This window comes from Deltaproteobacteria bacterium, assembly GCA_040223695.1.
Lineage (GTDB): Bacteria > Desulfobacterota_D > UBA1144 > Nemesobacterales > UBA2774 > JAVKFU01.
Map to the genome: position 1 here is coordinate 44935 of JAVKFU010000007.1, position 26146 is coordinate 71080.

Annotated in this window: 30 protein-coding genes and 2 tRNA genes; 5 read left to right on the forward strand and 27 right to left on the reverse strand. The window is 43.5% G+C overall.

The window, feature by feature from the left end; all coding sequences use genetic code 11:
* Positions 1-24: 24 nt before the first annotated feature.
* From RIG61_01015 to RIG61_01025, 3 genes are all read right to left on the reverse strand, one after another.
* Positions 25-912: an endonuclease/exonuclease/phosphatase family protein gene (locus tag RIG61_01015; protein ID MEQ9617739.1), complete on the reverse strand. Its 888-nt coding sequence runs from the start codon at positions 910-912 to the stop codon at positions 25-27.
* 109 nt (positions 913-1021) lie between these two features.
* Positions 1022-1291, reverse strand: coding sequence for a DUF1883 domain-containing protein (locus RIG61_01020; GenBank protein ID MEQ9617740.1), 270 nt, complete (start codon positions 1289-1291; stop codon positions 1022-1024).
* A 42-nt stretch (positions 1292-1333) separates the two neighbouring features.
* Positions 1334-4318, reverse strand: coding sequence for a type ISP restriction/modification enzyme (locus RIG61_01025; protein MEQ9617741.1), 2985 nt, complete (start codon positions 4316-4318; stop codon positions 1334-1336).
* A 187-nt stretch (positions 4319-4505) separates the two neighbouring features.
* Here RIG61_01025 and RIG61_01030 point away from each other — a divergent pair, with 187 nt between their 5' ends.
* Together RIG61_01030 and RIG61_01035 are read left to right on the forward strand one after the other, a co-directional pair.
* A complete protein-coding gene (locus RIG61_01030; GenBank protein MEQ9617742.1) occupies positions 4506-4679 on the forward strand; it encodes a hypothetical protein in 174 nt (57 codons plus the stop codon).
* Between the two features lie 3 nt (positions 4680-4682).
* A complete protein-coding gene (locus RIG61_01035; GenBank protein MEQ9617743.1) occupies positions 4683-4874 on the forward strand; it encodes a hypothetical protein in 192 nt (63 codons plus the stop codon).
* 150 nt (positions 4875-5024) lie between these two features.
* Here the strand turns inward: RIG61_01035 and RIG61_01040 are convergent, their stop codons facing one another.
* From RIG61_01040 to RIG61_01075, 8 genes are all read right to left on the reverse strand, one after another.
* Entirely contained in the window at positions 5025-6305 is a 1281-nt protein-coding gene (locus RIG61_01040) for a Y-family DNA polymerase (GenBank protein MEQ9617744.1), read from the reverse strand.
* A gap of 7 nt (positions 6306-6312) precedes the next feature.
* Positions 6313-6750, reverse strand: a complete 438-nt coding sequence (gene umuD, locus RIG61_01045; protein MEQ9617745.1) for a translesion error-prone DNA polymerase V autoproteolytic subunit — start codon at positions 6748-6750, stop codon at positions 6313-6315.
* A gap of 13 nt (positions 6751-6763) precedes the next feature.
* Positions 6764-7435 carry an SOS response-associated peptidase gene (locus tag RIG61_01050; GenBank protein ID MEQ9617746.1) on the reverse strand — a complete coding sequence of 224 codons (672 nt, stop codon included), beginning with the start codon at positions 7433-7435 and terminating at the stop codon, positions 6764-6766.
* A gap of 136 nt (positions 7436-7571) precedes the next feature.
* Positions 7572-7724, reverse strand: a complete 153-nt coding sequence (locus RIG61_01055) for a hypothetical protein (GenBank protein MEQ9617747.1) — start codon at positions 7722-7724, stop codon at positions 7572-7574.
* 42 nt (positions 7725-7766) lie between these two features.
* Positions 7767-8210 (reverse strand): hypothetical protein, encoded by a 444-nt coding sequence (locus RIG61_01060; GenBank protein ID MEQ9617748.1) that lies wholly within the window; start codon positions 8208-8210, stop codon positions 7767-7769.
* A 9-nt stretch (positions 8211-8219) separates the two neighbouring features.
* Positions 8220-9044 carry an ImmA/IrrE family metallo-endopeptidase gene (locus tag RIG61_01065; protein ID MEQ9617749.1) on the reverse strand — a complete coding sequence of 275 codons (825 nt, stop codon included), beginning with the start codon at positions 9042-9044 and terminating at the stop codon, positions 8220-8222.
* On the reverse strand, positions 9031-9480 hold the full coding sequence (locus RIG61_01070) for a hypothetical protein (protein MEQ9617750.1): 450 nt from the start codon (positions 9478-9480) through the stop codon (positions 9031-9033). The genes RIG61_01065 and RIG61_01070 overlap by 14 nt, the downstream gene beginning before the upstream one ends.
* A gap of 16 nt (positions 9481-9496) precedes the next feature.
* Positions 9497-10108 (reverse strand): hypothetical protein, encoded by a 612-nt coding sequence (locus RIG61_01075; protein ID MEQ9617751.1) that lies wholly within the window; start codon positions 10106-10108, stop codon positions 9497-9499.
* A gap of 342 nt (positions 10109-10450) precedes the next feature.
* Between RIG61_01075 and RIG61_01080 the strand changes: the two genes are divergently transcribed.
* Complete coding sequence (locus RIG61_01080; protein ID MEQ9617752.1) at positions 10451-10612, forward strand: DUF3892 domain-containing protein; 162 nt, start codon at positions 10451-10453, stop codon at positions 10610-10612.
* 309 nt (positions 10613-10921) lie between these two features.
* Here the strand turns inward: RIG61_01080 and RIG61_01085 are convergent, their stop codons facing one another.
* The 7 genes from RIG61_01085 to RIG61_01115 all read right to left on the reverse strand — a co-directional run bounded on the left by RIG61_01085 (position 10922) and on the right by RIG61_01115 (position 18991).
* Positions 10922-11806 carry a TM0106 family RecB-like putative nuclease gene (locus RIG61_01085; protein MEQ9617753.1) on the reverse strand — a complete coding sequence of 295 codons (885 nt, stop codon included), beginning with the start codon at positions 11804-11806 and terminating at the stop codon, positions 10922-10924.
* A 1-nt stretch (position 11807) separates the two neighbouring features.
* Positions 11808-13289: a DUF2779 domain-containing protein gene (locus RIG61_01090; protein MEQ9617754.1), complete on the reverse strand. Its 1482-nt coding sequence runs from the start codon at positions 13287-13289 to the stop codon at positions 11808-11810.
* 236 nt (positions 13290-13525) lie between these two features.
* Positions 13526-13846, reverse strand: a complete 321-nt coding sequence (locus tag RIG61_01095) for a hypothetical protein (GenBank protein MEQ9617755.1) — start codon at positions 13844-13846, stop codon at positions 13526-13528.
* A gap of 145 nt (positions 13847-13991) precedes the next feature.
* Positions 13992-15056 carry a tyrosine-type recombinase/integrase gene (locus RIG61_01100; GenBank protein MEQ9617756.1) on the reverse strand — a complete coding sequence of 355 codons (1065 nt, stop codon included), beginning with the start codon at positions 15054-15056 and terminating at the stop codon, positions 13992-13994.
* 113 nt (positions 15057-15169) lie between these two features.
* Positions 15170-15246: transfer RNA gene (locus RIG61_01105), tRNA-Arg, on the reverse strand.
* A gap of 110 nt (positions 15247-15356) precedes the next feature.
* Positions 15357-17315 (reverse strand): TonB-dependent receptor, encoded by a 1959-nt coding sequence (locus RIG61_01110; protein MEQ9617757.1) that lies wholly within the window; start codon positions 17313-17315, stop codon positions 15357-15359.
* A 53-nt stretch (positions 17316-17368) separates the two neighbouring features.
* A complete protein-coding gene (locus RIG61_01115) occupies positions 17369-18991 on the reverse strand; it encodes a PQQ-dependent sugar dehydrogenase (GenBank protein MEQ9617758.1) in 1623 nt (540 codons plus the stop codon).
* Between the two features lie 407 nt (positions 18992-19398).
* On the opposite strand from RIG61_01115, the gene RIG61_01120 reads away from it, so the two are divergent.
* Positions 19399-19746, forward strand: a complete 348-nt coding sequence (locus tag RIG61_01120; protein MEQ9617759.1) for a PilZ domain-containing protein — start codon at positions 19399-19401, stop codon at positions 19744-19746.
* A gap of 202 nt (positions 19747-19948) precedes the next feature.
* Here the strand turns inward: RIG61_01120 and RIG61_01125 are convergent, their stop codons facing one another.
* The 3 genes from RIG61_01125 to RIG61_01135 all read right to left on the reverse strand — a co-directional run bounded on the left by RIG61_01125 (position 19949) and on the right by RIG61_01135 (position 21651).
* A complete protein-coding gene (locus RIG61_01125) occupies positions 19949-20236 on the reverse strand; it encodes a hypothetical protein (protein MEQ9617760.1) in 288 nt (95 codons plus the stop codon).
* A gap of 64 nt (positions 20237-20300) precedes the next feature.
* Positions 20301-20771, reverse strand: coding sequence for an NUDIX hydrolase (locus RIG61_01130; protein ID MEQ9617761.1), 471 nt, complete (start codon positions 20769-20771; stop codon positions 20301-20303).
* A complete protein-coding gene (locus RIG61_01135) occupies positions 20764-21651 on the reverse strand; it encodes a polyphosphate kinase (protein MEQ9617762.1) in 888 nt (295 codons plus the stop codon). Before RIG61_01135 ends, RIG61_01130 begins: the two co-directional genes overlap by 8 nt.
* A gap of 348 nt (positions 21652-21999) precedes the next feature.
* On the opposite strand from RIG61_01135, the gene RIG61_01140 reads away from it, so the two are divergent.
* Complete coding sequence (locus RIG61_01140; GenBank protein MEQ9617763.1) at positions 22000-22482, forward strand: hypothetical protein; 483 nt, start codon at positions 22000-22002, stop codon at positions 22480-22482.
* A 216-nt stretch (positions 22483-22698) separates the two neighbouring features.
* Here RIG61_01140 and RIG61_01145 read toward each other — a convergent pair whose 3' ends face one another.
* From RIG61_01145 to RIG61_01170, 6 genes are all read right to left on the reverse strand, one after another.
* The gene (locus RIG61_01145; protein MEQ9617764.1) at positions 22699-23424 is read right to left on the reverse strand and encodes a hypothetical protein; all 726 of its coding nucleotides are present in this window, start codon (positions 23422-23424) and stop codon (positions 22699-22701) included.
* Between the two features lie 190 nt (positions 23425-23614).
* The gene (locus tag RIG61_01150; GenBank protein MEQ9617765.1) at positions 23615-24019 is read right to left on the reverse strand and encodes a DUF302 domain-containing protein; all 405 of its coding nucleotides are present in this window, start codon (positions 24017-24019) and stop codon (positions 23615-23617) included.
* 300 nt (positions 24020-24319) lie between these two features.
* Positions 24320-24396 (reverse strand) — tRNA-Pro (locus RIG61_01155).
* 267 nt (positions 24397-24663) lie between these two features.
* Positions 24664-24963: a carboxymuconolactone decarboxylase family protein gene (locus tag RIG61_01160; protein MEQ9617766.1), complete on the reverse strand. Its 300-nt coding sequence runs from the start codon at positions 24961-24963 to the stop codon at positions 24664-24666.
* 72 nt (positions 24964-25035) lie between these two features.
* The gene (gene msrA / locus RIG61_01165; GenBank protein MEQ9617767.1) at positions 25036-25584 is read right to left on the reverse strand and encodes a peptide-methionine (S)-S-oxide reductase MsrA; all 549 of its coding nucleotides are present in this window, start codon (positions 25582-25584) and stop codon (positions 25036-25038) included.
* Between the two features lie 151 nt (positions 25585-25735).
* Complete coding sequence (locus RIG61_01170; protein MEQ9617768.1) at positions 25736-26143, reverse strand: hypothetical protein; 408 nt, start codon at positions 26141-26143, stop codon at positions 25736-25738.
* Positions 26144-26146 lie beyond the last annotated feature (3 nt).

Consider the following 26146-nt stretch of genomic DNA (forward strand, 5'->3'; position numbering starts at 1 on the left):
AATATTCTAGATTTTTTCTAAGAGTTAATCATCATCTGACATATCAATTCTGAAGTCAGCCCATACAGGCCTATGATCAGACACGGCTAATCTTGAATATCTTTCACGATAATCATCGGAGTCGCCTTTTGGATCTTCATACAGCACTTCATCGAATTTAAATATGTCATGCTCACCAGTGTATTCCTGAACTTGAGTTTCGCTATACCATATATTATCAATGAGATTTGAATCCCTGGTTGTGGTAGCGTTCTGTTTGCATTCTGATAAAGTTGAACAAGGGTAAACTGGTAAGGTATTTTCAACTGATTTCAAGTTGATAAAGGAATTGTTATTTGGATTGAGGTTGAAGTCACCAACTACCAGAATGTCTTTTTCGGATTGACTCATGAGATTGTTGTAAATAATGCCCAGGCGTGCGATTTCCAGTTCCCTTCCAGCTTCTCCAAGACTCCCGCATCCCGAGCAGATATGGACAGAGATAATAGTAAAATCAAAGTCGCCTGCTCTGAAGGATGCAATGTAAGGCGGTCTTGCGAAGGTTCCTTTGGCAAGATGGCCGGAATCTAAAGGCTCAATAACATCTTCCCTAAAGAGAAACGCGTAGTGCTCTGCTTCACTGCCGGTTCCTGAGACAGGGCTAAAAAGCTTGGCGTATGAATGTCCAATGGTCTCAAGCCATGCAATTATCATATCGAGAGAATCCTCATCGTTCACTTCCTGGATCGCAATTAAGTCAAAATTCTTAAGAATGTACGCTATCTGTAAGAGCTCGAAATCACTTCTGCTCGAAGTCGAAAGGTCCCGAATATTCCATGTCGCAATCTTAATAGTCTTGTTTGCTGAAGAAAAAGAAGTAAGGCTGGTTATTATGAGGACTGAAATTAGAACTACAAAGTGTTTATGTTTCATGGCTCAGTGAAAAATATTATCTTAAACGCTTGCTTCTGCCCATTCTTCCGGAAATGTCTATTTCAAATGTGCTCAATATAGGTTTGAAAAGTCCTCTGATCTGCCGAATTTAATCCTTAACAGTCATCAACTCCTCCCATTTAGTTGTAAATCTATTCGAAATCCTTGCTCTTTTCATCCCCCACTGTCTTTCATATCCAGAAGCTCCGGACCTTACTGTCACTCTGCCCCATTGACCGTTAATTCTATCCATCGCCTTCATCAGTCTATTGTGCTTTGAACTATCCATAAGGCGAACACTTACAGTATTGCAGGATAGAATTATTTCTACAATTTCCCCTATTTTTCGTTGTCCCAGGTCTTGGTGTATAAATTTCATACTTCTTTCATATCCCTATATAGTCTACTCGGGGCAAATTACTTATTCTAAGGTGTTCGGTAAAAAATCTATATTATCAATTTCCTTCATAATACGATCGGTTTCTACAAGAGCCACTATAATCCGCTGCCAGTGCTTAATATCCTCAATCGTTAACTTCCTGCCCTTACGGTCTTTCAGCCATTTCTGAGCGGGCTGGTATCCGCCGATATGGAAGTTCCATGCCACTTCCGACACGTTACCAAAATACTGTGTTTCATTGATCCAAACCTTGCCTTTATCAAAGCGCGGCTTTTTAACTTCGTGATCACCATCAACAGGATACGTAGTAAGCAGTTCATTCAACTTCTCACTTTCCATCAGATGTAGTTTACGCAGTCCAGTGCCCTGCTTAGCCAACGCATGGAAGTTTTTGGAATCTTTTGGATAGGGAATTCGCGGAAAGTCTGACTTTAAGAATTCAGCATAACGCTTGCGAAATTCGGGACTATGTAACACAGCATAGATGTAATCGAACAGGCTTTCTGGTGTTACATTTGGCACAATATTCTTGATTTGTGCATAGATATTCGGGTTAAGATTTGGGGTCATTGTTTCAACTGTGCCGAGATCAGGATGATAAATATACAAAGGGAAGCAGAAGCTGTTATCTAATGATGAGACATAGCTTTTGTCCGTAATTTCCTTTGATAGAAAATAAGTCGAGCTATCGTCTCTATTTCTTTTACATGTAATTAACGCAATATTTTCTTTGAAAAAGTTGCGCATGATAAACTCTCGCGCTCTTGCTAGCATTTCAGTTTTATACTCAATAAATCTTGTATCAAATGGTCTGTAAGAATATGACCGAACATTATCATTTTGATATTTTTCAAACATTACCCGTTCTTTATCGCCCCCGGTGGTCACGCCCATAGAGCCTTCCACAAATAATTCAGAAACTAGAATTCCTTTTTCGTATTCTTCCAGTAGACCATAGTCTTTCGGAATAAAGAAATAATCACTTTCAATGGGTTTCAGCTTCTTCCACTTTACACCGATCAGCATGCTTTTTAGTAGAAAGTCATATTTTTTCTGCCTGTCGCCCCACAGGTCTGCGTGATGGACGGTCGCCAACGGCTTCTTACCAACCATACGGCGATTTTTTACGGCTACAACAATCGCAACGCCCTGCTTTATATCAAATACATTTTTGTCTGGCTTTCCTTCAGGGGTTGTTTCTTTTTGTTGTGCATTACCGTGTAAATCAATAATGTAAATATCATCAAAGGTGTTTAATAAATGCCACCGCATCCCGCGAAAGGTTGGATTATCCAAATAAGAGTGGTTAGTAATATACGCTAAAACCCCTTCACCGTTTTTTTCAATATAATACTCACCCATCCTCATAAACTTGACGTAATCATCATTTAGCCATTTAGAATTTCTTTCTTTCAGTTTGCCACCTCTAGGTTCTTGTTTATAGGCATCCACAATATCCATAATCCAGTCCCCTTTATTGGAGCTTTCCCCACTATACGGTGGATTGCCTAAAGCAACCATTATGGGCATATCCTTTTTTATCCTGTTGGCTTCATTGGCTTCTCTTGACAGCCAGCTTGCGAACAAAGTTTCCACTTTTGGATGATATTCTTCAAGGCTGTTTGTGAGATAAACACTCACACGAGGTGGGTTATTGGGATTTAAAGGGTGGTATCCGGTTTCCTGTAATAGCAAGTCCAGCTTCATGTGACACATGGCATAGCTCGCCATCAGCAATTCAAAGCCATGCAGACGGGGAAGTAGGTCATTTTCAACGTAACTGCTCCACAAACCTTCCTGTCCTTTGAAGCGTGCATAGATCAGTTTAATAACTTCGGCAAGGAAAGTACCGGTTCCGGTTGCCACATCAAGGAGTTGTACTTTATGCACTTCTTTATCAACCATTTTGCGTCTTGTTGTCCGCTTGTCCGTGTCCTGCACTTCAACCTGAATCTTGACTTTGGATGTATCCGCAAGCCCGGCTCTCAGGCCAAAATGCTCCTTCAATACATCATCAATGGCACGGACAATAAAATTCACAACAGGTTCCGGCGTGTACCAGATTCCCCGGCTTTTACGCAGTTTCGGATCATACTCGGCAAGGAATGTTTCATAGAAATGCAGGATCGGGTCGTTCTGGCCAGTAGCCATACCAAAGTCATGCATGATGGCCCGAAGGTCTGTGGATCGATAAACTTCACACAAAGCATCAACAATCCAGACTACGCGGTCATCAAGGTCTGGACCAGCGACATAGTGAAAAAGTTGTCTCAAAAAGGGGTTGCTCTTCGGAATCAATGTCAGGGCTTCAGCACGAGTAAAGTCATCGAGACTTGTGTCGTGAAGACGTGCTGTGAACAGGCCGTAAGCTATTGTCTGCGCGTATACATCTGCAAACTGCACCTCGTCCATGTCGTGCACAAGTACTTTTTTGAAAGCTTTAAGCTGGTCATGTAATGCGCTATTTCCGATTTTATCCTGAACAACTTTGAAAAACACATCTCTCATAAGGCGGGCTTTATGGGCCATCATCTCCGCTAGTTTTTTGGCGGACTTAATTGTTTGTCCCTGAAATGCCGCAAAGTCTATCAGAAGGGTTTTCAGACGAGAAAAGTTTTCGGCAAGCGGTCTTACACTTTTCCCTTGAACATCACCAATATGGATTACTTCTACCTTTTCACCATGAAGGAAAAAGCGAAATTCCAGATAGTCTGTCAAAATCAGGTTGTCGAGGGACTCACGATAACGTTTGAGCTGTTCGGTCTTTTCAGTTTTATCTAGTTCATCACCTATATCTTTTGCTTCGATATAACCTACATCAATCTTACGCCGTGAAAGGATAAAATCCGGTGCTCCGCATTCGATACGTGCGGGGTCATTACTGGCTATAATGCCTGGTATTACATCTTCCAATAGGTTCTGTAGGGCTGGGCGGTATGTGTGCTCCCGTGCAGTTCCCATGGCGTAACGTTTGCTGATGTCATCGATATATTTCTGGAATGGCATTATAAACCTGATTCACAGAGAGTTTTTAGAAATATGATTAAAGAACAAGATAAACTAAATACATGTATGTATCAAAAATGATACTATCTCGTTCATCATGAAAGAAGAGTTAAGAATTGAATATAATCATAACTGTTAATTCAGAAGTGTTAATAAAAAATTTGAGATTAGTTTATAATTATTTCATATGTCAGATAAAAAAGAAGACAAGTTCTCACCCGATCTCAATTTCCACAACAAAAATGAGGAAGAGGTTGAGAACCTTACGTTCTACAGTAAAGATGGAAAGTTTTATCAAAAAACAGATGACGATGAATGGGTAGAGGTTACTGCGCTCAGCGAGGGAGAGGAGAAGCAATAAAAAATGAGCGAAAAGGTAAATCCGCACACACTCTTGAAAGAAGTGATAGAACCAGTGCTTGAAAACATAGCGGGCGAAATAAATTCAACCAGAGGAGCTGAAGGTTATATTGCTAAGACAGGCTCCTGCAAGCCGTACTTAAATCCCGAGCACCCCGTACTTGGTGCACGGTCTATATCTATATATCGCGACTGATATCACGAAACTACAGTCTCAGTATTTTGTACCAGCGACTCAGATGTATTATTTATTCAAGATGTCCGTGTAATAATGGGGCTTTCTAGGATAAAATTAGAAATGGTTAATGAAGTAAATGTAGAATCCGCTGTAACAGAGAAACTAGAATTATAGCTTTTCGATTCCTGCTCTAACAGTTACTAATTCATCCCACCTCGTAGTATATCTATTTGAAATTCTAGCTCGTCTCATACCCCAGGGTCTTTCATACCCGGAGGCTCCGGACCTTACTGTCTCTCTTCCCCACTGAGTGTTGATTTTGTCCATCGCATCTGTCAATCTCTTGTGCCCTGAATGATCAAACTTAGTAAAGAGGTTTTGTTGGACTTCACAAGCCGGAGCTAAATTCATGAGGGCAACGCCTGCTTTTTTGTACGCATAACCTTTTCTGTAAATTTTGCTTAGAAGATGGAGTGCATATTTAATAAGCATTGGAGTGTATGCCGTTGGCTCTGGTAATCTGCATGACATGATATTGCTATATTGTGGGTTCTCAGGTTTAAATCGGTTTGTCTCAATCCAGACCGATATGTGATCACAAATAGATTTTTGTGCACGGAGCTTTTCAGCGGCTCGGGTTGCATATGTGGCTATGGCCTCGGAAACCTCCGTGTAATCTTCTACATCCTTTCCGAAGGACCTCGAGCTTACAATCTCTTTTTTGTCCGGGATTGCTTCTTCAAGATCGATGCATGACTGGCCGCGCAACTCCCACACAGTTCTAAGTCCCTGTACGGTCATGTTCTTTCTAATAAAACCGTCATAAGCATTCTTAAGATCATGTGCTGTCTTTATACCGTGTCTGCTTAAGAGCTTCGTATATTGCCAGCCAACCCCCCATACATCTTCAACCTCCACGCTTGCGAGAAAATCATCGAGCCTGGGGTGATCCGTAATATCCAGCACCCCCTGACACATCTTGTTTTTCTTGGCTAATTTATTGGCTATTTTTGCAAGCGTCTTTGTAGGCCCGATTCCCACCGAGACAGGTATGCCCGTCCATCGAAGAACCTCGGCCCTTATCTCTCGTCCATAAGCGGTGAGATTTGTTTTTCCAAAGCCGTCAAGTGAGAGAAACGATTCATCGATAGAATAGTTTTCAATATGGGGAGAGAATTGAGATAACACCTCATGTACTCTATGCGACATGTCTGCATAGAGCGTATAATTGCTTGAGTAGAGATGGATGTTGTGTTTCTTTACAATGCCCATGAATTTGAATATAGGAGCTCCCATAGAAACGAATTGCTTGGCTTCTTCAGATAACGCCACTGCACACCCATCATTGTTAGAAAGGACAATTACTGGCCTGCCGTTGAGTCCGGGATTAAAGACTCTTTCACAGGAAACATAGAAGTTATTGCAATCTACTAGGGCGAATATGGTCATGGGAATATCAGAGCTTATGTATGCTGTAGGTAACCACTCCCCAGATCATAAAGTCCATCTCCGGCGTTATCTCATGTGGGAAGAACTTCGGGTTCTCCGGCACGAGGTAAACCTTTCCAAGCCGGTTATCCACATGGTATCTCTTAACCGTAAACTCTCCGTTGAGCCATGCGATGATAATCCTATCTTTCACCTCTTCAATCGCCTTGTCTATTACTAATATATCGTTCGGGAAAATACCTGCGCCTACCATGCTATCTCCTTCAGCTCGGGCATAGTATGTGGCCGCGGGGTGTTTGATGAGATACTTGTTCAAATCTAGTTTCTCTTCCAGATAGTCATCCGCAGGTGATGGGAAACCAGTTCCGCAGGGAATACGTAATGTTGCCAGCGGAAGTCTCGGGCTGTGCGCTGTATCAAGTATTCCAAGCTCTCTTAATATCATGGTTATCTCCTTTTTATGTCACACATTTTACACATTCCGGTATATCGTTTTTGGGTGAATTGACTATTGTTGAGACCTCATACATTTCCATTTCTTTTGATGGATAGGGTTTTAAGAGTGGCTTTAATTTCTCGGGGTCTTTGAGTTCAGGATCGAGCCATGTGCCTTCATCTTTCTGGTGTAGTATGACCGGCATCTGATTGTGGATCGGTTTTAGAAGTTCATTGTTGTCTGTGGTAATGATGGTGAATGTAGTAAGCGGCTCTTCTCCCTTGGTCCATATGTCCCACAATCCGGCGAAAGCAAACGGCTCCCCTGAAGAGAGCCTGATGAAATAGGGTATCTTCGATTTTTTATCGGTCTTTTTCCATTCATAGAATCCGTCTGCCAATACGAGACAGCGCCGTTTTCTGAGCGGATTTTTAAAGCTGTTCTTATTTTCAATTCCTTCTGCTTTGGCGTTAATCATTTTGTATCCGATGTTAGTGTTCTTCGCCCAGAACGGCACCAGGCTCCATCTCGTCAGTTTCAGCACACGCTGGTCATCCTCGACGATGACGACCGGGTGCATCTGCGAGGGGGCGATGTTATAGCGCGGCTCCAGAAGGACCCCTTGCGGATCGGTAAAGCCGAACCTGCTTTGAAGATCGTCCTTGTCCGTCGATCTGACAAACCGTCCGCACATAGATATTTCATAGGATATGTCAGGATCGGGAGGTCAACTAGGTATGAATTTTGCTATAAATTAGGGCAGGGAACTACTATCTCGGCCAATAATATATGTCGAGGTCAAGAAATCTGTATTACATAAAATGTTCTTGCTACTTCTTTTTGCCGCGTCCAGTGTCACCGCGTCCGGGATTGGGGATTGATTCCTTCTGCGTCGTTGCCGGATGCTTTTCAGCATAACTCTTTTTAACGAACTTACCCGTTGTTGAACTCCGGTAACCCGTGTGGCTTTGCTTCTTCGCCATGATACTTCCTCCTATATTAATGTATCTGAAAGCTCCATATATTCATTGCTCTTTTACAACAACATCTGCAAGCCAATTAAGATCCTCTGTTAGCTGACAAACACGGTCGGTAAAGAGATCGACATCTGAATTGAGCAAGCCAGACCCCGGTAAAATGGTTTCCTCGATGAAACCTGAAAATAGTGCATAGATATTGTGAGCCAGATAGTTTCTCTGATCTCTCAATATTTCCAGTACCGGTACCATTTTCGTTAACAACTCATGTTTCCTGGCGTATTCAATCAGTATACCAAGGGTAGCCTTTTTTGTCTTTTCTCCCACATTTTTGTTGTCCATGTATTTTATCAGTTCCGTTTCGAGCCTGCCCGTTGCCAGTACAGCCCTGCCAAGCTCTTTGCAGAATTCATCATCTGCATATAGCAGCTTGTAAAACTCTATCCCTTCCGCTGGTTCTCCCTTCCGCATATTTATAGTTTTATTACACATATGTTTGGCTTATTCATCCCACTTGCGGTAAGCTTTTCTTTCCTCGTAATCGTCGATATCAATTAGCATCTGCTCGTTCTTCCACCAAAGAAGAGATAATACGACGCCATAGCTTGTTCGCAGAGAATGCTCCTGAATGTTATAACGCTCGGCTATCGGGTGATCGAACCATGCTTCTGCTGAAACTTGCCCCTTAAACTCACGCTCCGCTCCACCTTTAAGCAAATCATAAGCGTACGCGCCCGGTTCGAGCTTCTCAGGTGGCCAGAGTTGATCGGGAACGTATGAACCGCGTACAAACCACTGCCGTCCCGCATCGCTGTAACAGACAAGCATTGCCGGAAGCGGTCCGTGTTCAACAAGGCGGATCGCTGTGGAAGTCAAGCTCGTGGTGAATGCTCTAGCCAAACTTTTGACTGTGTTGAAATCAATTGCCCTGAATGTGGACACCATTGGCTTAAAAAGCGAGACAGAGAGCAGGAGATTGCTGGCGTAGCTGTTTGCCCGCGATTCAGGGTCGTGCTTGAACCACTTTTCTACGAATTGTGCTTCCTGGCAGCTATAGGAGATTTTTCCCCTGTCATACATCCAGTGTCCGAGCTCGTGAGCGGCGGAAAAACGTTGTCTTTCGCGGTTAGAGGAACCTGAATCTACCGTAATGATGGCGTTGTCCCCATTCCCGACAATGCGGGCGGCACAACCGGTCAGGGGACGGTACCGGATAATTGCACCGCAGTGGAAAGCGATTGCCTCAATATCGATTTCATCCGGGGTTGTAATGCCAAGCTCGTCCAAAATCTGGTCGGGAGTCAAAAAATGATTATTTTTTTCCATCGGGTTCGTCACGATCAAGCTCTTGCAGTATGCCCAGCTCGGCAAGATCCTCCAGATAGGTTTTGATGTCGTTGTCGGTAAGTTCTTCCAGGTTCCGGTACTGGGCTGTTACATATTGCGCGTATTGCTTCTGCTGTGTAAGTAATAAGAACAGTTCTCGCCGTTCCTCTGCTGTCTCTGGGATCGGGTATGGCTCTTTCTCCATCTGCTCGATTTCACGATCATAAGCCGTGCGGGCGGCCTTCAAGGAGCGCTGACGGAATACTTTGACTGTATCCAGCATCATGGTTTTCAGGCGTACGGCTTCTGCGTCCATATCAACCCCGCTCCTGCGAAGTTCATCCATGATTTCGTCATCGCTCTCATCAAGGACGGATGTACCGAGCGAGTCGATTATGATATAAAATTTTTCTTCGTCGGTTTTTTTATCAGGCATTAGGTCCCCCTTTATTTCAATCGGGAGTGATACCAGCAGCAATTAATCGCCGGCGAATTCTGCGTACAATGGTATTGTACTCGTTCTGAGATAGCTCCCAAAGATCACGCACACCGGTTGGGTCATATCCCTCTTGCCAAGCTTCCAATACCATCTGAGCCCTTTGATCATCTCTGAATAAATCCCCGATCTGCTCCAAAATTTGCCTGTCACTGAGCTGTTTGTCAGGATTCGGAGTGTGTCCCTGTACTTTCTCCAACGGGTTAAAAACGTCGCCCTCCTCGTTTTCTCGCCGGAGATCGGATTCCAATATTAGGGTCTCATCTTTTTTATACGACCTTGCCCAGTTACTCGATATGCTTCTCATGGCTTCAGTCAGAAACTTTACAAAATCGACGTTACTTTTGTTCCATCGCCGGGTATCAGCCAATAGGTCTCTTAGAGCTGTCTGCATGAGGTCCTCAACTGTTCTGTAATCTGCCTTCGGCCCCAGCTTGGATATAAAGTCTTTCGCAGAACGCTTCAATCTAGCCCAGTCAACTTTAGTGAGCGCCTCAATCGCCTCCGCTATTTCCCCAGGTGTTGCCGCCGCTTCTACCGGTACGCGGCGTGGAGGTTTTGCCGTCATTCGAATGTCCTCAAAATTTTACCATCTGCAGGCCCACTAACTAAAATGCTCGTTTCGGGACGGTCATTGACAGACCGGTCTAAAAATTTTTTTCCAACACCGTGTCAATGGTACGCCAAAAATAAGCATTTATATACTATGGGGCGATTTGAAAATGTCCCAAAAACTAAAGAATGAAGGGCCGGTATCCGAAGATGCACCTGGTCCGAGGAGAAAAAATGGCAGATGTTACAGTCACTTGCATCACCAAACCAAGCCCACAGAGCCCACACAAACACATAACTCATTTGGGCAATCCGGCTCGCCGGGTGGATATGGACCCGAGAGCAAGTAATAGCCAGCATCGAGGCGAGAACAAATACGTTTTATGTGATCGATCCCAAAACAAAGAAGCGCTCCGATGTGGGAATCGTGCGTCCGGCTGGAAGAGCACCGTATCTTCGTACATATGCTGACGGAGAATGGAATAACAATTTGCTTTCATTAGATCAATGTCCGCTATGAGCGATTCGTAGTCTGTTTTTGATTTATTCACCGAAGCGTAGAAGAAAAATAAATCAATTAATTTCGGGGAATGAATAACCCGAAAAGGAGCTATATATGACACATTATAAGAACTTGGGAGGGGATTCCGGAGTCGCAGCCTATGAAATCGGAACCGATTTTATAAAGGTCCAGTTTCATGACGGGTCAATTTATTTATATACCTATCAAAGTGCGGGGAGTGGCAACATTGAACAAATGAAAGACTTGGCTATGGCTGGGATGGGGCTGAACAGTTTTATAAACAAACATGTCAAATATAAGTATGCTTCACGGTTGAACTAATTGTCTGATACCATCCAGCAATACGCGGGTTGCGATACAATCATCCTCGTTGTAATCAAGGATGCGCTGGCGCACGTCGAGATCGGCGATTTTAACCCACCGGTTGAACCATTCAATCGAGGCCGCGCCTGACGGGTGCGTATCACTCCAATTGAAACCGAGATATTTTGCAAGAGTTTTTATAGAGTAATCCCTGGTGGGCCATTCCATTACTTTTATTACAACGTCGTTGTAAAGATTGATTGCGTGCGCAGGGTCGAACAGTTCCTCTATTTCCTCGGCGCTGCAAATATCGGGATATTTTTCCTGGAGCGTGCGGTAAATCGTGCGTTCATTTTTGGAATAATAATAAATTGCGCAGGGACGTATTGTCCGCATATAATCCAGTGCATCCGCAAAAGCGCTTTTTTCATACTGTGGTGTCGGTTGATCCGCAAAGAAATAGATAAATTTTTCCGTCGCGCTGTCGAAACCGCGCCGCTCGACGAAACCGTGCAGATAACATATATCCCGCATGGGATCGACTTCGATATCAAAAAACAGCTCCAGCTCATAGTCAGGCAGCTCAGTGGGAGCTAACAGCAAGGGGCCAGCTCCATCAGATGTCTGTACTCTGGCCCGTTCATAAAACTTTCTGAGCGTGTCAGGACCGATGCCGGGAAATATGGTCTTTTTGCCGAAAACAAAACTATCAGGATGGTTTCTGGCAAGATCGTGAATCGTTCTGATACGATCCATCATGACGTCGCGCATCGCTCGCCCCAGCTCTGGTATCAGAGTGAGGTCACCCTCTTTGATGAGCCGTCTGGTGCATTCGGTATGCCAATGGCAAAGTTTACATGCACTGCTATAGGCCGGTAGTTTGAACATACTAAATAGACTTCAGGTGGTTGTAAATTTCAACCATTGCTAATGTGTCCATTTTACAATATTCTAAAAGCGCCTTCTTTATAATTTCTTTTTCGCTGTCTGGGATATCGTCGAAAATCATTTTTCGCCAACCCTCCATTGCAGCTGTCCCATCCTGAATAACAAGATCTTCATAAGAGAACCGTGGCAATAGGACAGGTAATACATTCTTTATAGATGTTCTTCCCTTAAATTCAGGATGTAAATAATCATTTTTAAAGAGTTGTTCCAAGTCAAAAGTTCTGTTATTTAGGTCGAGCAGAAAATCACTATGTTCAGGATGCAACTCTGCCAGTCCCTTATTGATGGCATTTTCAAATGATGCATGCCATGAAATTACAGTTCCTTCAGGCAAAATAATTTCTTTTAAAAACTCAATGAGTCTGATAGTTGCATACTCAATGTTATCCGCTAAATACTCAAAGTGTAATAGCTTCCCGTCAATATCTATTTTATGAATAGAAACCTGGAACGGCATGTGCTGATGAGGTCTGTACCCATCTAGAATTGGAATAGCCACCATAAATGTTTCATAATCTAAAAAGTAGAGCGGGTATTCTAACTGGCTTAAGGCTTGATATACACTTTCTCTATCAATGAGGGGTTTTTGTGATGTTTCCAAATTCACTTGCAATCTTTGCTTATCAGTGAGCTGAAAACTATCCGGAATGTCGGTGATAGCTACTACACCAGAGTCGATCAGGGATTGAATTTTGTTAGAACGAATTCTTGAAACGTCATGTACAGAATAATCCGGAACATTCGGGTTAAAAACGCTGAAAGAAGAACAATGATTCCCCCTCGTCATATAAATGCAGGGACATGAACTCAGGTCAATGTCATTGTACTCTAGAAGCTCCAAAGCCTCATCGGTTTCTAATTTGGTTATATCATAATGATTAATAATCTTCTCTGAAACATTTTCTTTTACAAAGAGTTCTTCCAAATCTACATCTCCGTTTTTTATATAATCTTTATTCAGATGAACTATATAAACTTCCCCCACTGGGATGTCCGCACCTCTCATCACAAGAGCTTGGAATGTAACATCTTTTATATGGTTATGCTCTCTATCGGTTTTAATATCATTCGATGACTTTACCTCATATATATCCCAGCATCCGGACCTTTTGTTGGAGTCTAGAATGTCAATTTTTGCTATTAAACCTCTATCAGTGATAAATGTCGCTTGAAATATTGGTGATTTCTTTAAAGTTATTAGTTCGTTCGTTTGTTCTGCTAACCTTTTTGGATCACCATTGAGAAGATAACCGTCGGAAAACAAGTTGCGTGCAAGTGCTTCAACTTCCTGACCTTCACGAAAGTTCTTTAAATCAAAATCTGAGGGTGGTATCGAAATATACAACTCGGGTTTTTTCTTTTTCAGCCACAGATTCTTAGGGCACTGAAGATATTCTAAGTAGTCCGTTTTAGATAGATACATTTTAAGTCACTCACAGTAAGCTCAAATTGGTTACTTATTAATCCAATTTTACGACAAGAATAACTTTCTTTGTATATCATTGAGTACTTTAAATGATAATTCCATTGCCTTCCCGATTACTTCAGCTACTCATATTAATAGGCAAACTCTATACTGCACGGAATGTAGAATAACACGAAACACTAAAAATTGTGACTAAATGAAAACCTAAAATTCGGCAGATAACTTCCGAAAGTCTACGTAGTATCTCTCCCCCTTCCTCCAATAAAGCTCTGTTCCCAAAAACAAATTGTATCTTCCTTGTACAGACAGGCATCTGCTTTCTGAATTTCCATATCGCCTATTGTATGCAAATCTTCTCTCAGCATGTGTTTGTTATACCAAATTTCACTAGAATATATGTTTACCCTTACTGCCGTATAACTCTTGCACTTCTTTGAGGTTGTTGAAATTAAACGTCCCTCCATAACCATATAGAAGCTCTCTTTAAACTCCTCTTGATCAAGAAGGTTCATGTAAGCATATTCATTGAAGCTTACACTTACATGCCAGTCCAAAACCGATATTTCATATTTGCAATGTTGTTCTTTGTTTTTTTTGGAAGCCTGGGCATTATAGTCATCCTGGTATCCCGATTTGGATCAAGCATAGCACTTTAGACAATGCTTCAAGTTTTTGTTTTGAAATAGTTTGCAGAAATGATTATAGGCAATCCTCACCTTTTTTTTCAACCCAACTCAATTTCTCCACACCCCTCGCCAAATGATCTTCCGTCAAATGAGAATACATCATCGTAGTACTAATATTCTTATGACCCAACAATCTCTGCACAGTCCTCAAATCAACTCCAGACATTACCAGGTGAGATGCAAAGGTATGGCGTAATGTGTGCGGCGAGACACCTTTTAGCCCCGCTTTCCTACAAGCATTAGCAAGCGATGTCTTTATGGATAAGACAGGAGAACCGTCTTCACTACAGAATACATACTCTATTTGATGTTCTTTTCGTGGATATGAAACGTTTGTATGAGGTGGTATGTAGTTCTTCGTGAGCCATTTAAGCGTCTTTTCAGTCTCTTCATTCATAGGAATTGATCTGAAGTCTTTCGTTTTTGAAGACCTGACAAGTATTCGTTTATTTTCAAAATCAATATCTTCGAATTTTAGCCTTCTGCGCTCTCCTTCTCGAATGCCAGTATTTAGCATGACAATGAAAATAGGCTTAGACCAGAGAGTTGAAGCCTCAAGTAATTTAGATACTTCTTCTTTTGTCAGAAACCGTGGAGGCTTTTTTTCATAGGTAAGCAGTTTTATGTTCTTAAAGGGACTTTCCCTGATGTAGCCCCACTCTACCGCCTTGTTGAGCATGTGAGACAAACACCTCAACTCAATGTTAACGGTTCTGGGTGATACACCCTCAGCCAATCTTTTTGTCTTCATATTCTCAATATGCCGAGATTTAAGTCTTGGAAGATGAATCGATCGAAAGAACCTAAGAAGCGTATGCATACTGGTTTTATCTCGCTCATAACTTTTTTCTGCCTTGTTCGTCCTTGAGTAATCAAGATATTCACGCGCATAGTTTTCAAATGGAACCTGTTTTTCATCTATGATGCCGAATTTCTTTCTGTCATGTTCTTCTTCAAGTTTTCTGAGAACTTCTTTTGCGGCGGTTTTAGACATCCGTCCTATTTTTATCCACTTCTGTTTATAATTTACAGTAAAGACGCCGTACCAAACCCCTTTCTTAGAGAATAAGGAAGCCACGAATCGCTACCCCACATGTAGGATTTACGGATTGATTCTTTGAATATTCTTTGAAAGGAAATTATAGACTATTTTGGAAGGAAATGCAACTGACTGTGATTATTTGAGAAAATTGGCGCGCCCGGAGGGATTCGAACCCCCGACCTACGGATTAGAAGTCCGTTGCTCTATCCAGCTGAGCTACGGGCGCAAAGTGTAAATCCTCCAGAAAAGAGGTGAAAATTCTACCTGCCGCCTTCTTTTTCTTCAATAAGCGAACTCAATTCCGGCAGACTATAGCCAATTCGGTATCCTAGATTTTCAGAATGTAAGTTTGACCCCGGCTCTCGGACTTATTCCCGGCGCTGGAAATCCGACAAACTGTTCGTATCGTTCATTAAAAAGATTGTCTACAGCCAGAAAAATTCTCATCTTTTTATGAGGATTCCATGTAGCAGCAAGATCAAATACAGAATAAGAATCGAGAGTCACATCCCCTGTAGGGATCGAAGAATCAAATACTTTACCTACAAAAAGTGCGTCTATATTGATGTCAAATACCCTTGTCGGCCGAAATAAAATAGAGAATCCTCCCCACCATCTCGGGCGGTTTCTGAGCACCTCATTCGTCCCTTTTATATCGCTGGCCGCATATGTCAGATTCCCGTTCAGCTTCAGCTTCTTCCAAGACTCGGCCTCAATTATGAATTCGAAACCCTTGATAGTTACTCGTGAGCGGTTTACAAGCCTCGGGGGAGGTCCTTCATCAAAATCAATTAGATTCTGATATTCACTATAATAAAAATTTAGCAAGGCCTCGACCCTCCCATCCCAGATAAACTGATTAATACCCAGATCGATGCTTCTGCTCTTCTCAGGATCAAGCCCGGGGTTTCCGACTATAGGATTTGAGAGTGCGAAAAAACTGGGGAGCTTGAATCCCTCTCCCCAGTTAGCCCTTAGAATCGTATCGGTCGCTTTGATCTTATAAGAAACTCCTACTCTCGGACTGAACTCGGAGTCGAAGTCCTTGGGAAAATCGACCCGTGAGCCCAATACCAGAGTTAGGTCCTCAAGCATAGCCCAGTGCAACTCCAGATACGGCGACAGAATGTATCTGTTAAGGTCGAATCCCGTAGATACGGGAATTTCTCCGAATAACGTCCCGCTGCCTGAACCGTCGTCTATCTCAGTTTCAAAACCTGCTACAAGGTCCAATGTATCGTAAAGGGAGAATCTGTTTATCAGGTTAACATCATATCGTGAGAATTTGGTGTCGGATTCATTCGGCGGTATCCCGAGAGGATCGCGAATACCAGGCGCCACGCCTGGAGAGGAAAATTTTTCCTTATTGTAGTAGAATCCGAATTTGACCTCATAATCCCACCACTCGAAAGGCACGTGGACGAGCTTAATCCCCAACAGAAATTGATCGATATTCCGCTCATCTACCGAGCGTATAACGGCGAATTCAGGCCCCCCGCTATCATCAGGAAAACTGGAGCTGTCGATATGCGAATACCTCAACGTGGAATTTATCTCTACGGTGTCCGTGCTAAACAGTCCGAGGTTCGCATTGAACGTGGGGCTTTTGAATTTACTCCCTTCAACCTGCTCTCCTTCGTCAATATAGGAGCCTGTGAATGAATAACTCAATATATCGGGCGAGCCCGACATACCAGCTAGAAATCGGTACTGTCCGTACCGTCCCCCTGAGAATTCAGGACTGATTCGAGTTTTGCCCTTCCCCTTTTTGGTGATGATGTTGATAACACCACTTAGGGCGTCTGAGCCGTAGATCGAAGACATAGGGTCGCGTACGACCTCAATTCTCTCGATATTATCTGTACTCAGGGTTGAGAAATCAAATGAACCGCCGCGGCTGTTCGTAGGGTCGTTGACCTTTACGCCGTCTATCAGGACAAGTGTAAAATTCGGATCTCCTCCGCGTATGTAAACGGAGGTTACGCCGCCACGCGACGCCGGCTGATCTACATAAAGACCCGGCACCCGCTGAAGGAGCTCTGAGACAGTATCGGCACGCCGCGCTTCTATTTCCTCCCGTGTAATAACAGTTACACTCGCAGTGCTTCTCCCGAGAGTAGTCGGGTAAGCCGTTCCGGTTACCACTACAGGGTCGAGGGCCTCTTCGTTATCCGGAGATACAACCTGGCTGTAGGAGCCTCTTGTGCCTGCGACCCAGAGACCAGTAAACACAACAAATAAAATGAAATTCTTACTCAGAGTTTTTTTGAATGGATTAATCGTCAAAGCAGTCAAGAACCGTAAAGCTCCCCCCTAGCATACTGAAAAAATCATAGCCCCATGAGAGATTATCGCCTTTTCCGGTAGAATCTGTACGTAACAGCGAGTAGAAGAGATATTAACAGAAATGAAAAGACAAACCCAACTATAAATGAATAAAGCATATACTTGTATGTTAGCCGCGGGATTAGCTGCCTTAGTAATCTTCTTATTTTAACTCTTAAGCTTTCTTCCGGCACCAGATGGTCTGTTATTAAAACGGCTTCATGTTCAGAAAGCCCTAAATTGGGCATTTGTGACCGGGGATTATCAAACTTCGGCTCAAGCAAATGATACTTGATCCAAATCCTAACCTTATCGATCCCTTTCTTCTCCAGCACCTCTTTTCTGGCTTCTCTAAAATTCAGATAAGGCTCTTCCTCGAGGAGGTCTAATTTTTTAACGGATTCAGCATACTCCTGAGAATCGAGTCTTTCTTCAATTCTTGAAATCATAGGATCCCTATCAAGGGCCGGACCGAGAGTACCAAAGCCATATTCGTACAAGGTATGACATCTAAAACACCCTTTATCTGCCATTAAGGCTGGAGCAGTTGTAAATTCATTCAAAAGGTATGGGTGTGCTTTGTTTTTGTCGTAAATGACCTTGAATACCGAACTTCGTCCAACTGAGTCCGGCATAAGGGGGACGAAATATAGCCCATCCGGTCCTAATCCGACGCCGACGACAATTTGCAACCCGCTACCAATATACTTTAAAAAATGTTTAGGAACACTTAACATCCTGCTTTCATTGAGGCTGTAATCAAGCATTATAATGCTTTTCCCTCCGTCCAAATCAGGACCGGCTTTACCCGTAGTACCGCTAAGCGCTACGTAGAATTTCCCCTTAAATTTTTCGGGGAATATATCCAGGTTTTCTTTATAGTAATCCATTTGTACCGGACCAACGGCAGGCGCAAAGACAGCAGCAGAATTAATCCCTATGCTCCAATCAGTGCCATCCCAAAGGTAGTTTTCGCCTTCTTGGACTTCAAGGAATTTGTCCGCGTCCTTACCGTTTTCCACTACAAAGACTCTGTCTTTCAAAACTTTTAATCCGAACGGATTTCTAAAACCATAAGCCCATACATAATTTCTGGCCTTCTTGATATCGTTATCAACATAAAAAGGGTTGTCCGGAAGAGGCTTTCCATCGAGCGTCATGCGAAGCACCTTTCCAAGAGTAGAATCAATACTTTGACTCTTGATATTGTCATATCCATTGCCTACGCTGACATAAAGTAAATCGTCGTAAATTTGACAACCCCCAATCTGGTGAGACGGACTCGATTGATCTCTGGAGAAAACTTCTGTAAAACTTAGCATGGAAGCTGGCTTGAGAGAAAATATCCCGGGCTTGGATTGAAACCTGACTATATTATTCCGCAGTATGTTATTTGCATCCTGATAGGCAAAAGTGACGAATACGTAACCGCTTGCCGGATCGAGACATATACCGGCCAAGCCTAGCTCGCCCGCTAATGCAGGCAGTTCCTCAGAAGGCTTTAACTTGAAGAAATCCTCAGAGAAAGTATAAATAGTCCGGTCGTTTGTAACTACCTTCACTCTCCCCCTGAGTTCAGTCACGAAATATAGCGGATCCTTGGGTTTTTTGCCGGGGTTCGGGATAAAGGCAATGGCTGAAGGCAAGTGGTAACCCTCAGTGTCTATGCTGATCGAAAAGTTGTTTTCAACCGCCCAATCACTTTTCCAATCATTTGAGTCCTGAGCGAATGTGACGGAAAAGCTGAAAAGGAAGATCAAAAAAAATAATTTGAGGCTCCCAAATAATATAGAGGTATAACTGATTATTCGCACATTAAATTTCTATTAAGTAAATTTACGTTAAGGAAATGAATTACAGTTCTAAATAGTTTGCCATAATTACAATCAGCTGTAAATTTAGCAATTGTGTTTAGGTATAATTTTCGAGTATCCATTTGATATTGTTAATTCAGATTGCTATATTACCGCAATCACCGCCGCTCCAATACTCGGAAAAATAATTTTTTCTTATTCTAATAAGAATCGGGATTATAATTACCACAGGAATAGTTATGGTACAGAAAAGAGATTCGAGAAGAATCCCATATAGAAAAAGAATCAAGCTGGGTAAAACGCAGCCCACATTGCTGGCATATACGTCAGATTTTTCCGACCACGGTCTTAAAATTGAGTCACGTAACATTTACCCGCCAGGGACGCGTATAGTAATAAGCATCCCGGACGAGACCGGATCGGGAGAAGAGGAAAACTCGGAGATAATAGTCGAGGGTGTTGTAAGGTGGTCAAAACACAGACTCGGCAACATGCCCGGTAAAATGGGCATAAAGCTGATTAAAGGAACGGATAACCGCCTGCAGGAAATCTATAAGGAGAAAGTGGGTAGACTAAACAAGACATAGGGAAAGCCGGTTATACACACCGTATTAGCTTCGTCGGGTAATCCAACCCTCCGGGTCTGATTTTAGTGCTTCCGGGAACACAGTTGTTTAATAAGCCGAAACCGGATAATCCGCGAGAACTAAATTAATCCGCAAAATCAGTTCGGATTTTTTATAAATAACGGAACTCCACTCTTTAGCCCATATTTATAAATTGAGGTTCTCAATCGGATTCCCGGACGAATTCCTGGTAAGCTGACTTTAATATGCTTATGCATAGCGACACATGGGTAGGGAATCTGGCGTCTTCTGTGCCGATCACAAGCGCCTCATGATGTGTACGCAAGAATGTTGTGTAATACATGCTAGTTACGCCGCACATTTCATCTATCAATTTAAGCGCGCTTTTCCCCCAGGCCTTAAAGTCATCGGACCTCAAAAACCCGCGAGTAGAAGGCTTTGATTCATCAATCAACCGCGCATAACGAGTCTCTATATAATTTTTTTTCATTAAAACACGTCCTTCTGATTCATAATCAGCCCTTGGCGAAATCGCGGCGCAATTCCGATTAAGATTAATATCGGGGGGCGTACGCAAGATTCTGCAACCAAAAATCGATCACGTACTCTATCCTTGCGAGAAGCAACGGCCTGTACTTATCCAGGTCGGGCAAATGCACCCAGCGGCATTCAATTATACCCTCTTCTATCTGGGGCGCGACATCGGAATCTTCACCATGATAATGTACAAGATACCATAAGGTCTTTTTCAGATATTTTATCTTTTGGTGCCTTGTGGTATGCCACGTAGAAACCAATCTGCCCTGAACCGTCAGCTTGTTTTTATCAAGTCCTGTCTCTTCACTTATTTCTCTCAAGGCGGTTTCGACAGGGTCTGAATCCATTTCGAACCGGCCTTTAGGCAAGTCCCATTTCCCGCGTTTGAATATAAGCAGTATGTGGTAGTTGTCGTTATATACAAGACCGCCCGCGGACCTCACGCGCGGCAATTTTAAAGTGTTGGAAAGCGTAATTTCTTCATTCATTTCTCGGTTCCGTAAGAAGCTCCCTGGCGTTTAGTTTTTGTTCATCAGCCATTTCTTTGAGCACAGAATACTGCAGTTTGTTTAACCCGTTAAATGCAACTCCGTTTATTTCAATACTATGCATTTCGGTTACGTCTTCTCCCGTTAAAGGAACAAATTTCTTCTTGCCGTAGAGGTTCACAACATAAAGCATACATGTGAGCCGTGACGTTTTCCTGGAATTGGAATCAATCAGTACCCAGGGAGATTTTTCAGACGCCGTATGCGAGAACATCTGTTCTTTGTATTTCGTATAAGTTTCCCATTTTTTTCTCGCATGAAAATCATTCTCCGAAAATTTCCAAAACTTAAGCGGGTCGGACAGACGTTCCTGAAACCTGTAAAGCTGGTGTTCGGGATCAACCGATAAATAAAATTTCACGAGCTTGAGTCCGTCGTCTATCAGCTGGTGCTCCCATTCAAGAACCTTATGTATGAAGTATTCATACTGTTTCTTTGTGCAATACCCCATCGTAGGCTCTATCAACGCACGGTTGTACCAAGAACGGTCGAAGAAAACCATTTCACCGGGTTCCGGCAGGTGCTTTTCGTATCTGTGGAACCAGTACTTGGATTCTTTTTGTGTGGGTATGCCAAGATCAACGGTACCGTAGTATTTAGGCATAAGGTTTTGCGTGAACCGCAGTATTGTAGAGCCCTTGCCCGCCGCGTCGCGCCCATCGAAGCATATACACATACGTTCCCCCAGCTTTGCTACCCTCTGCTGAATTGTCAGCAGCTCAAGCTGGAGCCTTCGTTTTTCGATGTGGTAGTCCCTAAGGCTTATACCCCCGTAAGGGGCGTTGATCTTTAATACTTTTTTTCCCGTAAGCTTTTTCATCCTACTCTTTCACCCGGGTTATTTAAAGGGATTAAATCTGCATGCGGCCAATTTGAATTCCATCCTCAATCGAACATCCCCCTTAAATAGACCCCAAGGAATTGGAGCTTTAATTCAGGCAAGCATGATTTAAGTTTATTTCCTAACACCTTTAACCTTCATTCGGGCAGGTCAACGAGAATACAAAAAATTATATTAAACGAGATATTTTTTCAAATTTCAACTATCCAATTTATATTATAAATGGCAATCAGAAATTGGTTGGATGTTACAATTTACTTCTTTAGCATTAGAATTATACATATCTATGTTAAGAATATGTTAAGAAATGCCAGGAAGGAGAAAAATATGAATCAGAATAAGAGATTATCACCTTATATCACATTATCAATTGCGGCTTTGACCTTTATTTTAACATTCGACATCTCTCAGGTTTCAGCCGATGTTTTCCGTACCTCAGCCACGCGCGAACTGGTACAGATCGACCCGGAGACGGAAGAACTCAATCAGGTGTCCGAGCCCATAGGGGAGGTTTCCATGCCCGTTGAGGACATACCTGCGGAGCCGGTAGGCGAGCTTTCCGAGACAGCGGAAGAGGCGTCGGAGCCGGTTGGCGAAGATGTAGCGGCCCCTGAGCCTCTAAGTGAGGTATCAGAATCCGACGACCGGGCGTCCGAGGAAATAGGCGACGTATCCGAAACTGCCGGGGAGGCCTCCGAGCACCTCCCGGGCACCCCGGAAGGCGAAGAATACGGTCTTGAGGACGAAGCGAACGGGGAAGAGATGCCCATCGGGGACAGGGAAGCCGAAGGGCGGCTAATCGGGGAGTAGTTTCATCGAGTCCGACTTTTGTAGAACTATTTAGACAACTTCACTCAGTTATTAGGAGGTCCGAACGATACGCTGTGATCTCAGATCTACCCCTGTAAATCCCTCATTCCTAAATTACGCTTTATCAACTCTATATTCTTATCTCTGGAGCCTCTCTTTATTCTTATTCAACGCCGATTGTGCTTTAAACCCTAAAACAGAATATAGTCAATCCGACTAAGTATCCCCCTTTTTCTCCCAGCTCCTATTGAGCGTTATGTTCTGAAGTATATTTAAGGCCTTACTTTCAAGGCGTGGATCCCGGTTCTCATCGACCGAGACATGCACATACATAACTTCATAATAGAAAGTATCCCCGATTTCCTCCGATACATCATATGGCCCCTCGAATACATAAAATTCAACTACCTCGTAGAAATACTTATCACTGATATCAAGCGCACGGCCTCCGTAGGTCGTTGCCGGGCCGCCCGCCTTGAATTGAAGCCGTTTCCCTGAGACGAATTCATAGCTCGACTTAACACAGATATCTTTCAGATCATTACACGTCTCGGATGAGTAATTACTCACCCTCACATTCAACTCCTTATTCTGCAACAACTGTCTTTCATGATAATTTTTCACCCAGCTAAGCAAGTATTCATTGCTAAGCTTATCGTTCCATGACCTGAGACCGCTGGTAATATAGATATGATAAATGTCACTGCCTCCGCCGCTTGAGAGCCTGAGCCGGTCCTCGCAGTAGTTAGCTCCGTAGAGGATTTCAGTCCAGTGTTTATCGACGTACCACTCCCCCTCTTCCGGGGGCAGCATCAGTATGCAGCCGCTCACTATTTGGTCCGAAGAGTCCTCAACGCGAACGTATTTAGTAGATGAACAGCCGATAATTAAAATGACCGGAAGGAGAAGCGAGATTAATACAACCGTTAATTTCAAGGTCATGTTACATATCCTGAAAAGCCGTTTTTACCTCTGATATGTAAAGCCAAATCATTCAATACAACATGACTTTCACATGACCCACTATAAAATATGTCTGATTAACTTGTCAAGGGAACCGTAACCTCAAGGGGCCGCTGATTTTCCGTCAAACTTTCTTTACAAACCATACACCTACTTTGCCGTTACCGATTTATAACATCTTCAGAGCAGCTTGTATCCTTTCTCTGACTTCCTTCGCAATCTCCCCAATACCAGGATTATCCGTCAGGTTTAAGGCAGTCTCGGGATTCATCGCGCATACGACCACAGCGCCGTCATCCTTTTCGTAGACGAGAACATTGCACGGAAGAAGCGTGCCCAGTTGAGGCTCCATATCTATGGCCCTGTGCGCGAATTCGGGATTACACGCTCCCAGAATCTTATAAGGCTTTCTGTCCACTCCGAGTTTTTCTTTGAGCACTTTCTGTGCGTCAATCTCGGTCAGAACGCCGAACCCATGCTCCTTGAGCGTCCCTGTGACCTTTTTTACCGCCTCGTCGAAATTACACTCGGTCTCTCCGCCGAATGAGTAGCTGCTTAAGTCTCTTACTTCCATTTTACGCCTCCTCATATTTTCAAAATATATCTAATTCAACAACCGGTCCCGGTCATTATAACCTGGCCCCGCACCTGTTCTGATGAGCAGAACTGGAATCAAGATTCTGCCATTTCAGTCTGTTAAAAAAGACATAACAGCAATACCAGTACCATAAAAATAGTTGTATGATAAAAGGCGGTTATGACCTGATCTTAATAAATCATCTTGTCAGATTATAAGACACCCGACATAAAAGCCCCAACCGGTCGGAACATAACAGGGCAGTAGATACGAAAGGGGGAATCGGGAAGAAATAAATGGTCGGGGTGAGAGGGCTCGAACCTCCGACCTCGGCGTCCCAAGCGCCGCGCGCTTCCAAACTGCGCTACACCCCGACTGAGGAAAAAAGATTATACCTATGAAAAGAAAAACAACAAAGTATTTTCTTTATTTTATAAATTCCGGCAATCGGGCACCCGATTTGTGGTTCCTGATACCTGTGTTCCGATTACGGAACATCATAACCAGCCGGGCAAATCTCGCTCAAAACCCGGAGCGCCTGCTAACCTGAAATACCGCCGCACAGTTTTATAAAGGCCCTCCCGCAACTTAATCGGTCACCCGACCTCAATGCTTCTTATAAGTCCTGCGGTAAACAGCTATCAACCAAGATACTTGTCGAAGACATCTTTTGCCCAGAAGATTTCCGTTCCCGAGGAGAGGAGAGCCGTGTGCATAATCGCTTCAGCAATCTCCTGTTTGCTTATCCCGAGGGCGAGCGCTTTTTTTATCCTTGATCCCGTACAGTGCGGGCATCTTCCGTGCGTGGCAACGGCAACAGCTATAAGCGCCTTGGTCTTTTTATCAAGCGCCGTCTCTCCTTCAACCGCATTGTAAAAACTCCACCACCCTTCCGCCATCTCAGGTGCGTGTTTCTCGAACCATCTCTTTTCATCGGCCATGTAATTGGTCCTCCCGTATCTTAATCGTCTCCGACATTCTCCAATGGAATAAGGGGGAATCGGGACGTGTATTTATTTTATATCTTTCATATGCTGTATATACCTGTCTCTGCCCGAGCCCACCTTGTACGTAGCGTAGCCGATCGGGTTTTTTTGGTAATAATCTTGATGATAATCCTCGGCGGGATAGAATTCCATGGCGGGTCTGATTTCGGTGACTATGGGGGCCTTGTATCTTCCGGTCTCGGCGAGTTTTTTCTTTGATTCCTCCGCGGCCTCTTTCTGTTTTTCATCGTGATAAAAGATGGCCGTTTTGTAATGACGGCCCCTGTCGACAAACTGTCCTCCGTCATCGGTGGGGTCCACATTCAGCCAGAAAACGTCAAGGAGCTCATGATAAGAGACACGAGCGGGGTCAAAAACTATCTGAATCGATTCCAGATGCCCCGTCATTCCGTAACAAACCTCATGATAGTTCGGATTCTTTTCGGTGCCCCCCGTATAACCTACAGTAGTTGAAATGACACCTTCAAGGTTATCGAAGGGAGGCTGCATGCACCAGAAACAACCGCCCGCGAAGGTAGCCGTTTCGGAATGGTTCTTTTCTTCTGCCATGGTCATAAGATTAATCTCCAGAAATTAGATTATAGAGAGAAAAGTATACTTTCTGTAGGGCTATGAGCAAAACGAATTTTCTTATTAGGACGCAGGTAGAACTCAAACGGGTTTAAATTGCGAGCGAACAAAGGCTCCAGGTACTTCTAACACATGGTTACCTCTTAAGGCGGCCATAATAGAGCCTGTTGAGCACCCAGTATAAGACCGGGAGGCCGATAATTATTTTTGCCGCCGCCCAGGCAAGCGCCTTTTCATATGTGGTGAAATTATCCATTATGAGCGCAGGGTCAAGAAGGACGCCTTTATTGTAAAGCTGAATAATAGTCATGAATGAAACGGTGACAAGATATATCCAAACGATTGCGGTCAGATAATATCCCGCTCTCTTCCCCTTAAGGAGCAACATACCACCTGCAGTGCCGCAAATTCCTCTGAAGACGACCGCGTTTACCACAATAATGACAGCGCCCGCGGGGAGATTCCCTAGCTTGTACAGAAGGTAGATACCTGCGAGACCGGGAAGCCCGGCCAGTAGAGTAATTAATGCTATCAGACTTCTCACTTA

What these genes read in the sequence shown, in the direction of transcription:
- RIG61_01015 (MEQ9617739.1), bottom strand. Translation starts at nt 912, where the DNA reads ATGAAACATAAACACTTTGTAGTTCTAATTTCAGTCCTCATAATAACC.
- RIG61_01020 (MEQ9617740.1), bottom strand. Translation starts at nt 1,291, where the DNA reads ATGAAATTTATACACCAAGACCTGGGACAACGAAAAATAGGGGAAATT.
- RIG61_01025 (MEQ9617741.1), bottom strand. Translation starts at nt 4,318, where the DNA reads ATGCCATTCCAGAAATATATCGATGACATCAGCAAACGTTACGCCATG.
- RIG61_01030 (MEQ9617742.1), top strand. Translation starts at nt 4,506, where the DNA reads ATGTCAGATAAAAAAGAAGACAAGTTCTCACCCGATCTCAATTTCCAC.
- RIG61_01035 (MEQ9617743.1), top strand. Translation starts at nt 4,683, where the DNA reads ATGAGCGAAAAGGTAAATCCGCACACACTCTTGAAAGAAGTGATAGAA.
- RIG61_01040 (MEQ9617744.1), bottom strand. Translation starts at nt 6,305, where the DNA reads ATGACCATATTCGCCCTAGTAGATTGCAATAACTTCTATGTTTCCTGT.
- umuD (MEQ9617745.1), bottom strand. Translation starts at nt 6,750, where the DNA reads ATGATATTAAGAGAGCTTGGAATACTTGATACAGCGCACAGCCCGAGA.
- RIG61_01050 (MEQ9617746.1), bottom strand. Translation starts at nt 7,435, where the DNA reads ATGTGCGGACGGTTTGTCAGATCGACGGACAAGGACGATCTTCAAAGC.
- RIG61_01055 (MEQ9617747.1), bottom strand. Translation starts at nt 7,724, where the DNA reads ATGGCGAAGAAGCAAAGCCACACGGGTTACCGGAGTTCAACAACGGGT.
- RIG61_01060 (MEQ9617748.1), bottom strand. Translation starts at nt 8,210, where the DNA reads ATGTGTAATAAAACTATAAATATGCGGAAGGGAGAACCAGCGGAAGGG.
- RIG61_01065 (MEQ9617749.1), bottom strand. Translation starts at nt 9,044, where the DNA reads ATGGAAAAAAATAATCATTTTTTGACTCCCGACCAGATTTTGGACGAG.
- RIG61_01070 (MEQ9617750.1), bottom strand. Translation starts at nt 9,480, where the DNA reads ATGCCTGATAAAAAAACCGACGAAGAAAAATTTTATATCATAATCGAC.
- RIG61_01075 (MEQ9617751.1), bottom strand. Translation starts at nt 10,108, where the DNA reads ATGACGGCAAAACCTCCACGCCGCGTACCGGTAGAAGCGGCGGCAACA.
- RIG61_01085 (MEQ9617753.1), bottom strand. Translation starts at nt 11,806, where the DNA reads ATGTTCAAACTACCGGCCTATAGCAGTGCATGTAAACTTTGCCATTGG.
- RIG61_01090 (MEQ9617754.1), bottom strand. Translation starts at nt 13,289, where the DNA reads ATGTATCTATCTAAAACGGACTACTTAGAATATCTTCAGTGCCCTAAG.
- RIG61_01120 (MEQ9617759.1), top strand. Translation starts at nt 19,399, where the DNA reads ATGGTACAGAAAAGAGATTCGAGAAGAATCCCATATAGAAAAAGAATC.
- RIG61_01125 (MEQ9617760.1), bottom strand. Translation starts at nt 20,236, where the DNA reads ATGAAAAAAAATTATATAGAGACTCGTTATGCGCGGTTGATTGATGAA.
- RIG61_01130 (MEQ9617761.1), bottom strand. Translation starts at nt 20,771, where the DNA reads ATGAATGAAGAAATTACGCTTTCCAACACTTTAAAATTGCCGCGCGTG.
- RIG61_01135 (MEQ9617762.1), bottom strand. Translation starts at nt 21,651, where the DNA reads ATGAAAAAGCTTACGGGAAAAAAAGTATTAAAGATCAACGCCCCTTAC.
- RIG61_01140 (MEQ9617763.1), top strand. Translation starts at nt 22,000, where the DNA reads ATGAATCAGAATAAGAGATTATCACCTTATATCACATTATCAATTGCG.
- RIG61_01145 (MEQ9617764.1), bottom strand. Translation starts at nt 23,424, where the DNA reads ATGACCTTGAAATTAACGGTTGTATTAATCTCGCTTCTCCTTCCGGTC.
- RIG61_01150 (MEQ9617765.1), bottom strand. Translation starts at nt 24,019, where the DNA reads ATGGAAGTAAGAGACTTAAGCAGCTACTCATTCGGCGGAGAGACCGAG.
- RIG61_01160 (MEQ9617766.1), bottom strand. Translation starts at nt 24,963, where the DNA reads ATGGCCGATGAAAAGAGATGGTTCGAGAAACACGCACCTGAGATGGCG.
- msrA (MEQ9617767.1), bottom strand. Translation starts at nt 25,584, where the DNA reads ATGACCATGGCAGAAGAAAAGAACCATTCCGAAACGGCTACCTTCGCG.